The sequence below is a fragment of the Rhizobium sp. P2_G2 genome, from assembly GCF_056403555.1.
Genome location: NZ_JBFUFF010000151.1, coordinates 1 through 11,404, shown reverse-complemented (window position 1 = coordinate 11,404; position 11,404 = coordinate 1). Strand labels below are relative to the sequence as shown.

Genomic DNA, 11,404 nt, shown 5'->3' with positions numbered 1-11,404 from the left:
ACACGCAGATATTTGCGGATGGTGTTCCGGGACAGGCCGGTCCTGCGGCCAATCTCCCGGATCGATAAATGCTCTCGAAAATGCCAGCGTCGGATCACGCTCAATAACGCCATGTCGATCACTCCGTAGCCCTCGCTGAAAACACGCAGGGCAAGGTTCAAACATGGGTCAATTCTCAGTGGAAATATTACGTCAAACTGGGTCAGTTCTCAGTGGCACTCAACAGAGAATAGCCAGCACGTAGACCGGCATGTTCAGGCCGAAGAGCTTGGCCTTCACGACCGTAAAAACCGGATCGTGTCGAATTTCACGCGGAAGGGAAAGGCTCGCACCTTGGGTGGCTAGGAAGGTGAAGCCTCGATAGATGAACATGGCACCCATGGTCACGATCATCGACGGCACTTGGAAACGCGTCGTGATGATGCCGTTGATCAGCCCGATCATGCCGGCCGCGAACAGGGACAGCACGATTGCCATCTCGACATTGAGACCCAGAATGCCTGTGAGCCAAAGGAAAACCACGCCCGTGATCGCGAAGACCGAGCCAACCGAAAGATCGACTTCTCCTGAAGTCATGAGCAGGGACTGGCCGATAGCGATAATGCCGACCTGCGCGGTCACCCGGAGGACCGAAGGAACGTTGTTCAGCCACTGGCCGTGGGTGCTGGCCACCATGACGAGAACCAGCAGCAGTGCGCCGAAAATTACGCTTGTCTCGATGCGGCCTGTCAGTAATTTAAGAGGATTCATGTCGCACCCTTCGGTGGCGGATGACCGTCTTCGCAAATCGGCGAGGACTGCAACCGCAGCGCTTCGCCTTACGATGGTCCGTTGCGAAAGGACGGACGGAGGGTCTGTCCCTCCGTCCGCACTCGGATCAGAACGGGTTCAAGTCGGCGTAGCCCTTCTCGCCAAACACGGCCATGACCTGCGCCTTGTACCCATCTACGTTGGACGCGTCGATGACCGCCGGACCCGTGATGATCGGCGCAATCGGATTCATGGCCACGCGTTTGAAGTGATAGAGCGTCTCATAGGCAAACGGTGCCTGGATCGGGAACTGCTGCGTGAAGGTGGCCAGACAATAGCCTGCCTTGATGGCTTCCAGCGACGATGGGGCATCGTCTGAAGTCAGGTACTTGATAGCCTTGCGGTCCAGTTCGTCGACGACATCGGCCCAAAGCTTGTTGGACGGCGCGCCACCGAAGACCACATCGACGTCGGCGTTGGCGGAAAGGTACGAACGGATCGCGTCCTTGGCAGCCTGCGGCTCTTCGCCCGTGACCACCTTGTCGGTAACGGTGCCCGAAGGCATTGCCGCGAAGAAGCCCTTTGCGCGCTGCTCATGGCCTGCGTGACCGAGGTGCGAGAAGAGATAAGCGACGCGCCGCGGCTTAGGAACATCCTTGAGCACACGCTTTGCCATCACGTCGCCGATTAACGACTCGTCGGCACCGACCCAGGTCAACAGCAGGCCCTTCAGCTTGGCGTTGTCTTCGGCGCTCGGCGGGTGCGAGGTAACCGAGACGAAGGGAATCCCCGCCGTCTTAGCCGCCTTCAAACCCGGCAGCAGCGCATCGACCGAAGAGATGTGCATCGCGATGCCATCGGGCTTCGCGTTGACCGTGGTATCGAGGAATTTGGCGTGTTCGGCCGGATCGTAGTTTTCGGGGCCGACGTACTTAATCTCGACCTCGGGATGCGATTTCATGTATTCTCCGCCCGCCTGGACGTGGAATTGCACGTTGGCGTCGGTCATGCCCCACAGGATGTGGACAAAAGTGTATTTCTTGCCCGCGTCGGCGGCCATGGCGACGGTGCTCATCAACGGGCTGGTCGCCGCGCCCATCAGGGGCGTTGCGGCAATGAGGCCAGCGGCCTTAAAAAAATCACGACGTTCCATACTTGCCCTCCTCGGCATGTTGGCGGCTGATCAGTTCGTCAGACGCACGTTGGGGTTTCTTGATGCGTCGTGCGACGCTCAAGTTCATCAATCGCCTCTTCCGGAAGACAGCCTAAGCCGTCCGCGGGAAGACACTCTCGTTTTGGGGAGCTGGGGGAATTCTGGGCCATTCGGCGGACTTGTGGTCGGCCTCGCACTCTGCGTGCCTCCCACTTCGGACCGAAGCGCGCCTCAGCGACAGTTTAATCTGTTCATTTCCATCCTCCGAAACACCCGGCTGGCAATCCTCCTGAGGCCATCTTCCGGACGCGATGATCTAAACATCAGAGATGCATCAAGTAAACGAAGGATCGGATAATTGTTGATGGGTATCCATCATTTTGGCGCTTGACGTCTCAAAAGCGGTGCATAATCAATCAGTGCAATATTCCAAGTCAATTGACGTGATCGAAATCGCATCATACGTTCGCATCGTCAGGAGACACAAATGGCTCATCAACGACCATGGCGCACGCCCACGATTTCCGAAATCGCGAGGGCCGCGGGAGTGGGAACCGCAACCGTCGACCGTGTCGTGAACGGTCGCGAGAGTGTCCGTGAGGCGACGAAGACCAAGGTGATGGACGCCATCGCGAAGTTGACACAGGGCGTTCCCGTTTCCGGTAAAGCCGACACGCCGACCATATCGTTCATTGCAGAGTCGGGCACGAGCTTCAATTCCTCCCTTGAAAGGGCGGTCGGGAGGCTCGCGGAAAGCACGCCGCACGTCCGCCTGGAATTTCGGGCTTACAGCACGGCCGATTTCGATGCGGCCGAATTTGTCACCGCAATCGACCGCGCTGCCGAGACTTCGCACGGCCTCGTGATCGTGGCTCGCGAGGATTTGTTGATCAATCGCGCCCTTCGGACAGTCAGCAAGAAAATGCCGGTGATCTGCATCACCACGGACCTCGCGAGTTCCGCCAGGACCGCCTATGTGGGCAACGATCAGACCGCCGCAGGTTCAACGGCCGCCTATCTTATGGGACGCCTCGTTGGTGCCAACGCCGGGAAGGTCTTGATCGTCTTCAGTGCGCCATACCGGGTACAGGAGGAGCGCGAACTTGGATTTAGGAGGGTTCTGAGGTCTGAATTCACCCATCTCGACCTCGATCACCGCGTCAATTCGAACGACGACGCCGAGTACTCATACCGCAATGTCATGCAATACATAGAGGCAGAAGGCGCGCCACTCGGCATCTACAATGTCGCGGGTGGAAATTGGGGAATCGGACGAGCACTGGAGGACTCCGGACTCGCCGGCAAGACAGTGTTCATCGGGCACGAATTGAACACCAACTCGAGGACCTTGCTGGAAACGGGGTTGATGGACATCGTCATCGGTCACGACGTCGAGCAGGAGGCCGCGCTGGCCGTGAAGAGCGTCGAAGCCAAGTGGAACGGCCTTCCGGTGCCCGCCGGATCAACCGAAGTCAAGATATACACAAAATTTAATTGCAATTGGTGATGGGCTTCGAGTTCGGATGACGCGATCCTGAAAGTCGGCGCGGTTCGCTTATTAACTAGGCGCTCTCAGCATCCTCGCGATAGTTATCGATCATCTCCTCGGAGATCACCGAGAATGGAATTGCGGATGGATTGAACCCATCCGCGTATTCAAAGTGCTTCAACAGATAGCCCATGGCTTGGCGAGCCTGCTCCTCCGGGTTTTGGTCGAGAACAAGCGTCATGACACCCGATCTGAGCATCTCGGTCGACTTGTCGGTCAATTCATGTGCGATGAACACGATCTTGCCTGCCAGGCCCAGTGACTGCAGCGCCGCTCCGACCCCGGCGCGGCCGCCGCCGGCACTATAAATTCCGACGACTTCGTGATGCTTCGTTAGCGCCTTGTAGACAAGCTGGTGCGTCAGGGACGCCTGGTCTTGACCCGACAGGATATCAGCCAATCTCAGGTCACCGCCGCGCTCTGCCAAGCCGTCGATAAACCCCTGCACGCGCTCCTTATGACCTTTGTAGTTTTCGCTGTGGCGGATCACCAGCAACGACCCGTCACGGGCCATCTTGGACATGAAAAACGCGGCCGTCCTTCCCATCTTGTAGTGGTCCGCTCCGAAATGGGCGGTACGAGTCGACTCCGGCAGGTCGCTGTTTATTGTGAGCACCGGGACGCCGCGGGACGTTTTGCCTTCGATCGCGGATAGGAGCGCCGGATAGGCGGTTCCGCTGAAGACAATGATTGCGTCCGCCGTCGACGCGGCGATATGGTGCGCGAGGTTCAGCGGGCGGCGCTCATCGACGGTGTTTCGGTGGAGGATTATCGAGCGGTCAAGTCCGACGCCGATTTTGCCAAAGGCCCTGTTCAGACGCTGGAAGAATTCATCGACGGGTCCCCGCAAAATGACCTCGATGCGGACGTTCCGGTGACGGACCGCAGGCAGCGACCGTCGGAGATTGAGCTGCTTGGCCGCCTCCAAGACGCGCAGCGTCGTCTTCTCGGAGACGTTGCCGCGCTCGTTCACCACCCGGTCCACAGTCGCGATTCCGACTCCCGCAAGTTCTGCGACGTCTTGCAGTCCCTTCCTGGAAAGCTTTTGAAGCGGATTATCGCTCATGAACCCTTTTTCCGGATGTCGGTCCGATGAAAAACGCCCCCACGATAAACGTGGAGGCGAAGTTTTCAAGTCGCGATCGATTATGCAGGGAGGATGGTTCGCGGAGTTTATGCGCTGGGCTGGTTGGCGTTCATGCGGGCACGCTTCTTTTGCCACCGCGCCTCCATGAGCGCGTCGCCTGCCTTGGTGCCGTCGTGCCAAGTGCCAAACCACTGATCCAACGGAATTCCGCCGTCCGCGTAGTTAACCTCGAAGAACTTGTGGTGGAGGTAGTGGGCATAGGCATGCGTATCCATGGCCTTCTCGTCGCCGACCACAATCTTGTCGAAGCCGATGTGCCCGACGATCGCGCCGGTCCCGGCAATGTGCAGGTGATAGAGGGCCAGCACCGGATGGGAGGCCACGATCAGGTGGATGAGCGATCCGGACCAGTAGAGCAGATGCTCTACCGGGTGCATCGACAGGCTGGACCACGGTGTCGCGTTGACGGAATTGTGGTGCACCGAATGAATCCACTTGTAAAAGATAGGCACGTGGATCAAGCGATGGATGCAGTAGAAGTGGACCTCGTGGATGATCGGCAGGACCAGGCCGAAGCCGAGCAGCCACCACTTGTTGTCCGCCCATGTCGACCATGGAACCCAATGGTTCGCGAACACCCACAATATGAGCACTTCGTAAGCGGTCCAGATCGGCACCCCGGTTCCGAACGTCCTGATCGCGTTGTCGATATTTTGCGATTTGAACATGAAGACGTCGCTGGGGTTTTCGGAGGCCCATTTGCCATTGTATTTGAACGAATTGCCTTGGCGGCGGCGGACATAGAAAAGCAGCTCCCACGTGCCGTACCATAGGAGCACCCACGCCGCATTCAGCGCGAAGAGATAGATGATCCAGCCGGGCGCAAGGGTCTTCATAGTCTCGATGCTCGGGGTCAGCCATGTCCATGTCGCTAGCGCGATCGCGAAGAAAAACGCGTTCCATGGCAGGAAATAGCCCGGAAGCCACTTGAGTACCGCGATCGCGCTCCACGGGAACCGCAGGAGGGGAGACACCTGGAGCGCTTCGTTAGGTGCCCAGTCTCCGCGCTTGTTGCGTTTGCCGTATTTCAGGTCGTCCATTGGGTCGTCCTCCGATATCGTTTTGCCGCTCGACGCGCGCCAAGTTCTTGCCCTTTATGATCCTCGGGTCGCCATCCGAACAACCGCCCAAAATGATGGGAAACCATCATTTTGGGCGGTGTTCTGCCGACGATTTGAGGTTAAAAAGTTCTCATCAAAGCTCGGGGGAGCGCTAGGCAGAGGCCGCGGCGACATGTTTGCCGTGCCGTTGCCCGGAACTCGAGGCTTCCTCCGAGACCAATCGTCGTTCTACATGGGGTTCGCAGATGAGTGACTGGATCAGGGTTTGTTCGACCGACGACATTGACGAGGAAGACGTCATGCGCTTCGACCATGGCAGTCGTACGTTCGCGGTTTACCGCAGTCCCGAAGACACGTTCCATGCAACTGACGGCCTGTGCACCCACGAGAAAATCCATCTGGCCGACGGATTGGTGATGGACGACATGATCGAATGCCCCAAGCACAACGGAACCTTCAACTACAAAACCGGTGCCGCCACCCGCGCGCCCGTGTGTGTCAACCTGAAGACCTATCCCGTGAAGGTGGAAGACGGTTCGGTCTTCCTGCAGGTGAACTGAAATGTCGGGCGCGGGCATGGTGATCATCGGTGCCGGGGAATGCGGAGCGCGGGCAGCGTTCGCGCTGAGGGAAAACGGCTACGAGGGCAGCGTGACGCTTCTCGGAAGCGAAACCCACCTGCCCTATGAACGGCCGCCGCTTTCAAAATCGACGCTAGTGAACAATCCGGGTCACAAGCCGATAGCGCCCATGGAGAAGTACCGCGACACCGGGATCGACGTGCGGCTCGGCGTCACCGCTGAGGCGATCGTCCCGGAAGAGCACAAGGTCCTTCTTGTGGGCGGCGATGTCCTTCCTTTCGAAAAGCTTTTGATCGCCACGGGCGCGCGTCCGCGGCGGCTTCCCGAAACCGGGCCTTCCCACGGCCGGGTGAAATACCTGCGGACCTTCGACGACGCGGTCGACATCAGGTCGAGCCTCGGCCCGAACGCGAGCCTGGCAATCGTCGGAGCCGGATTTATCGGCCTCGAGCTGGCCGCGACAGCGCGAGCGCTCGGAACCAAGGTCACAGTGATCGAGGCACAGCCTCGCGTTCTCATGCGCGGCGTCCCCGAAGCGATCGCGGAAGTGATTTCCGCTCGGCATCGCGCCGAAGGCGTCGATCTTCGATGCGGTGTCGGCATCGCCGCGATCTCGGAGGAAGCTGACGGGGTCTCCATCTCGCTCGCCGACGGGAGCACGCTCCGCGTCGACGCCGTCGTGGTCGGCATCGGTGCCGTGCCCAACACGTCTCTCGCGGAGGTCGCGGGCATCCAGGTCGAGAACGGCATCGCGGTCGACGAGCAACTTCGAACCAGCGCGGCCGATGTCTACGCGGCCGGCGACTGCTGCAGTTTCCCGCTCGCGAACGGTCGAAGGACCAGGCTCGAGGCCTGGAAAAACGCCCAGGATCAGGGCAATCTCGCTGCGAAAAACATGCTTGGCGGCTCCGAGCTCATAGGTTCGGTACCCTATTTCTGGAGCGATCAATACGACCTTACGCTCCAGGTGACGGGACTTGCGGACGGGGTGGTGATGACGGTCCGTCGCGAGATTGGCGACGATGCTTTCATCCTGTTCCATCTCGGCGAAAGCGGCGTGCTTTTGTCGGCGAGCGGCATCGGCCGCGGCAACGTCGTCGGCCGTGACATCAAGCTCTCGGAGAGACTTATCGCCGCTGGTGCGAAGCCCGACGCAGCGGCGCTCGCCTCCTCGGACGTGCGGTTGAAATCGCTACTCGCAGCGTGATTTCGACATGCGTCGCCACCCCGTGGTGCGACGCCATGTGAGAACCGGTCCCCCGGCCTTGCGCGCGACCCCCATTGGAAATTCAAGGAGCAGTCAATGGTAAATGGATCGGCCCGTCCTGAAGACTTCGAGACATTAAAGCGATTGGTGGCAACCCGCACGATCGTCCTTCCGACGCAGATGGAACGAGTGGGACGCCTGGCCTTCGAGCGGCCCCACATGATCGCATTCGGAACACTGCAGTCGATCGCTCGAGACTGCGCCGTTTCCGGCCACACGGTCAGCCGTCTTGCCAACGCATTCGGATTCGACAGCTTCAAGGAGTTCAGGACGATTTTCCGAAACCATCTTGCGTCGCTGGCGGCCTAAGGAAACGCCACTGATGGAGGCCTATGAATTCGGCTCCAGCCCCTCCGCCAACGGACCACAAACCTTTCCACCAACCCTTTCCGCAAAGTGACTGCGACAAAGCCATCTTTCGGTTGGATATCGTCCAAAGCGCCTTCCGATCACCTCCTGGAGTGTCCAGAAGGACGACGTTTCGGCGCGCTTTTTGCAGGGTGTAGCTGCGACACGCGCGCCGTATTTCTATGGCATTGCCCGCGGCATCGACGTGCGTCAGCTCAAGCCTAATCGGGTGCGCAAATCCGTCGGCGCCGAAGATACGTTTTCGCAGGATTTCAATGCCTTTGAGCCGGCCCGTCAAGGGCTTCAGCCATTGATCAAAAAAACGATTGGCTTGATCCAACTATTTCCGCAAAGCCGTTAATCAAGACGATCCCGGCGGGAGGTCTGAGGGTGTAGCAGGTCGGCTGACCGGCTGTAAATGAGCGCCTGCCTGGCGATCTCCAGGATACTTGTCATGGTTAGACTGCTTTGGCACTCACTGCGTTTGCCAGTGTCTGACGCAACGCACGCGCTGGAGAGGCCGGCGGCGGGCTGTGGCTGGCCGCCGCGGTGAACGAAGTCGCTTGCCGCCCCTCAGCCTGCACTTTGAATCGTGAAATCAATCGGGAAAGAGAAACGACCTCTTCTGCCAGCCGGCTAGTACTTGCGGTGGCCTCCTCGACCATAGCCGCGTTCTGCTGCGTAACCTGATCCATCTGATTTATCGCCGTGTTGACTTCAGAGAGGCCGGTCGTTTGTTCCTGGGCTGCAGTGGCGATCGACTGGACGTGTTCGTTGATCCTGGTTACCTGACCCTGAATGAGGCTCAGTGCTTCGCCGGTTGCAGTCACAAGTCTCACACCGGTCTGCACTTCGGTGCCTGAGCGAGTAATGAGATCCTTGATGTCCTTGGCGGCGCGAGCGGAACGCTGCGCAAGTTCGCGGACCTCTTGGGCGACGACCGCAAACCCCTTGCCGGCCTCCCCGGCTCGCGCTGCCTCCACTCCGGCGTTAAGCGCAAGCAGATTGGTTTGAAACGCAATCTCGTCGATGACATTGATGATCTGGCTGATCTCGCCGGAGGCCTTCTCGATACGTCCCATAGCCGCGACGGCATCGGTGACCACTGCGCTCGATTGATCCGTGCTTCTGCGCGCTTCGCTCACCATTTGACTGGCTTCGGCCGCGCGGTCCGTCGAACTCTTCACCGCTGACGTGATCTCTTCCAGACTTGCGGCGGTTTCCTCTAATGCGGCCGCCTGCTGTTCGGTACGCTTTGACAGGTCGCCGGACGCATTGCTGAGCTCGCCAGTGCCGGAATTGATCGTGTCGATCGCCGTGCGGACTTCTGCCATCACGGTTCTCAAACCGTCCATTGTGGCATTCACATCGCGCTTGAGCTCTCCGAATGAGCCTTCAAATTCGCCTCGCATCTCGTCGGTGAGATCCCCATGCGCCAATGCCGCGATGACGCGCTGTGCCTCACTGACGCCCCGGTGCACGGAGGTTACGAGCTCGTTGACGCTTGCCGCGAAGCGATCGAGATCAGGATTGTCATAGGCTTTCTGAATTCGTCGGGTAAAGTCGCCGGCAACGGCGGCAGCGACAACGGTCGAGATATTTGAGGACAAATCCGCGTTCTTTTCCTGCAGGGCACGCTCCTGGGCATTGAGTTGCCGCATTCGGATGCCGTTCTGCTTAAAGACATCCACAGCGCCGGCCATCTCGCCAATCTCATCGACCCGACTGGCGAACGGCACTGCGGTTTCCAAGTCGCCATCGGCAAGCTGTTTCATGCTTGCTGTCAACTGCCCGATTGGGCGGGCGATCGCCCTCGAGCCAAAAATCGCCGAGGCGATAAGGGTCGCGACCACGAGAAATCCCATCCCAAGGCTGATTTGCAACGCCAGGCTGGATGCGGACGACATTTGCGCTCCCGCTTCCTCGGCTTTGCTTTTGGCCGCATCCACGCACTCATCGAGTAACGACCCGATCTCGTCGGCAATGTCCTGGAGCTTACCTTGGGCAGCTTTTTCCTCAGTAGAGGCTTCCGAGCTGTTGGTAGCGCTGCTTTCTCTGACGTTGATCGATCTTGAGAGACCTTCATATTCGGTCATCCACTGGCTCGTCAGCTCGGTGATTTTAGCCAGACGATCTTTGTTGGCCTGAAGTCTGGCGTGAGCGCTTGCGCTTGCCAGATACTTGATCACCGAGTCATGCCGCTTGGCAACATATTCGCGCGCTTTCGCAGCGTCAGGCGAAGTCTCAGCCAGGCGTAATTCCAACATTCCCATCATCATGCCACGCAATGATGCCTTCGCGTCCACCAAATCTCGGGAAATGACCAGCTGCATCCGACCGTAATCGGAGCTTTTACCGACCGAACCGTCGCCAACCCAAACCGCCGCCAGCAAGGACAATACCATGAAAACGCCGATCGCTGACATCGCGGCCATTTTGGTACTGATACGGCTGAAAAGTTTGGATGGCATCATCTCACTCCTGTGGCACGGACCGCCTACGCTTCCGGGCCGACGAAATCGGTCAACAAGCTGGAAGGCCATGTTCCAGCGGCACAATGCATGCGGAACTCAGACATTTTTTCACACACTCAGTGGCGAGGTGGTTGTTTAGAATTATGACAGAATGCTTAAGTTTTCGTTGAGGCTGGTAGTGAACTGATCAAGCGTCAAAGCGCACACTTCCGCATGGCCCCGAGATCATGGCGGCATGCGCTCCTTGGCAGTTCGGAGACGTTGTGTGCCATACGCCGGAACGGCAGATACAGTCCAAAGCCGAAGTGGCAAAATCGCTACCCATCGTCAGAGGTCGCCGATAAGAAAGTACCCAATCCCAAGTTTCTTTTTCGGACTGTCGGCTCGTCCCAGTCGTGCGTCCTAGGGAGGTGCAGATTAACCGAGGAGGCGAACATGCCGGCAAATGTATTATTGAGCGGAAGAGGCCTCGTTGAGTCCCTGTTGGCATCGAGGCGAGCTCGGGTTTGCCGATTGGACCGGCGGCGAGATCCGGGTTCTTGAAAAGGGAAACCAATCACGGCTTGTCGTTCCTGCTAAAGCTCCGCCGCGATCGTTCGATTTCAGCGCGGAGGACGAGCTTTTCGTGGTCCAGTCGGGTTCGTCATCTCTTATGCGTTTCGATGGCGAAATCATGATGGAGTTCGCCATCCTCGGACCGGGCACCTGGAACGAAATCGTCATCGACGCTGCAGGCAGGATCTATGTCAATGGTCCATCAATCATGCTGATCCTGCCGGATGGCCGGGTTGAAAAGCAGGCTGAAGGATTTCAGTTTCCGACGGTATGGCTAGTAGTGCTAGTACCTCTGCACAGAGGATTTGACGGTTTGGTTTGGCTGCAATGTTGGCAGGCAGTTGTGGTGGATGAGTAGTTCGACACTGCGTGCGATGCGTGGCTGCCTGCGGATCAGGCCGTTGCTTTCGAGCGTGAGCAGCATCTGGTGGACGGATGGCGGGGTGACGCCGAAATAGCGTTGCAGGTCGCGTTCGGCCGGTGCGCGCCCATTGATTCGGCCGGTGCGCGCCCATTGAT

General features: G+C 58.6%; 11 protein-coding genes and 1 pseudogene. 5 read left to right on the top strand and 7 right to left on the bottom strand.

The window, feature by feature from the left end; genetic code table 11:
* The 3 genes from AC1D06_RS39640 to AC1D06_RS39630 all read right to left on the bottom strand — a co-directional run.
* Positions 1-113 (bottom strand): winged helix-turn-helix transcriptional regulator (locus AC1D06_RS39640; protein WP_477991005.1); only part of this gene is annotated, 113 nt, incomplete at its 3' end.
* A gap of 106 nt (positions 114-219) precedes the next feature.
* Positions 220-750 (bottom strand): ABC transporter permease, encoded by a 531-nt coding sequence (locus tag AC1D06_RS39635; protein ID WP_477991004.1) that lies wholly within the window; start codon positions 748-750, stop codon positions 220-222.
* 127 nt (positions 751-877) lie between these two features.
* Positions 878-1,903: a substrate-binding domain-containing protein gene (locus tag AC1D06_RS39630; RefSeq protein WP_477991003.1), complete on the bottom strand. Its 1,026-nt coding sequence runs from the start codon at positions 1,901-1,903 to the stop codon at positions 878-880.
* A 487-nt stretch (positions 1,904-2,390) separates the two neighbouring features.
* Here AC1D06_RS39630 and AC1D06_RS39625 point away from each other — a divergent pair, with 487 nt between their 5' ends.
* On the top strand, positions 2,391-3,410 hold the full coding sequence (locus tag AC1D06_RS39625) for a LacI family DNA-binding transcriptional regulator (RefSeq protein ID WP_477991002.1): 1,020 nt from the start codon (positions 2,391-2,393) through the stop codon (positions 3,408-3,410).
* 55 nt (positions 3,411-3,465) lie between these two features.
* On the opposite strand, the gene AC1D06_RS39620 is transcribed toward AC1D06_RS39625, so the two are convergent.
* Both AC1D06_RS39620 and AC1D06_RS39615 read right to left on the bottom strand, forming a co-directional pair.
* The gene (locus AC1D06_RS39620) at positions 3,466-4,518 is read right to left on the bottom strand and encodes a LacI family DNA-binding transcriptional regulator (protein WP_477991001.1); all 1,053 of its coding nucleotides are present in this window, start codon (positions 4,516-4,518) and stop codon (positions 3,466-3,468) included.
* Positions 4,519-4,625: 107 nt separating this feature from the next.
* A complete protein-coding gene (locus tag AC1D06_RS39615) occupies positions 4,626-5,639 on the bottom strand; it encodes a sterol desaturase family protein (RefSeq protein ID WP_477991000.1) in 1,014 nt (337 codons plus the stop codon).
* Between the two features lie 266 nt (positions 5,640-5,905).
* On the opposite strand from AC1D06_RS39615, the gene AC1D06_RS39610 reads away from it, so the two are divergent.
* The 4 genes and pseudogenes from AC1D06_RS39610 to AC1D06_RS39595 all read left to right on the top strand — a co-directional run.
* Positions 5,906-6,220: a MocE family 2Fe-2S type ferredoxin gene (locus tag AC1D06_RS39610; RefSeq protein WP_477990999.1), complete on the top strand. Its 315-nt coding sequence runs from the start codon at positions 5,906-5,908 to the stop codon at positions 6,218-6,220.
* 1 nt (position 6,221) lies between these two features.
* A complete protein-coding gene (locus AC1D06_RS39605) occupies positions 6,222-7,448 on the top strand; it encodes an NAD(P)/FAD-dependent oxidoreductase (protein WP_477990998.1) in 1,227 nt (408 codons plus the stop codon).
* A 96-nt stretch (positions 7,449-7,544) separates the two neighbouring features.
* On the top strand, positions 7,545-7,817 hold the full coding sequence (locus AC1D06_RS39600) for a MurR/RpiR family transcriptional regulator (protein ID WP_477990997.1): 273 nt from the start codon (positions 7,545-7,547) through the stop codon (positions 7,815-7,817).
* Positions 7,818-8,028: 211 nt separating this feature from the next.
* Positions 8,029-8,178, top strand: a pseudogene (locus tag AC1D06_RS39595) (DNA polymerase IV); the annotation flags it as partial.
* A 136-nt stretch (positions 8,179-8,314) separates the two neighbouring features.
* On the opposite strand, the gene AC1D06_RS39590 reads toward AC1D06_RS39595, so the two are convergent.
* Together AC1D06_RS39590 and AC1D06_RS39585 are read right to left on the bottom strand one after the other, a co-directional pair.
* Complete coding sequence (locus AC1D06_RS39590; protein ID WP_477990996.1) at positions 8,315-10,327, bottom strand: methyl-accepting chemotaxis protein; 2,013 nt, start codon at positions 10,325-10,327, stop codon at positions 8,315-8,317.
* Between the two features lie 841 nt (positions 10,328-11,168).
* On the bottom strand, positions 11,169-11,404 hold a 236-nt coding region (locus tag AC1D06_RS39585), incomplete at its 5' end, for a helix-turn-helix domain-containing protein (protein ID WP_477990995.1).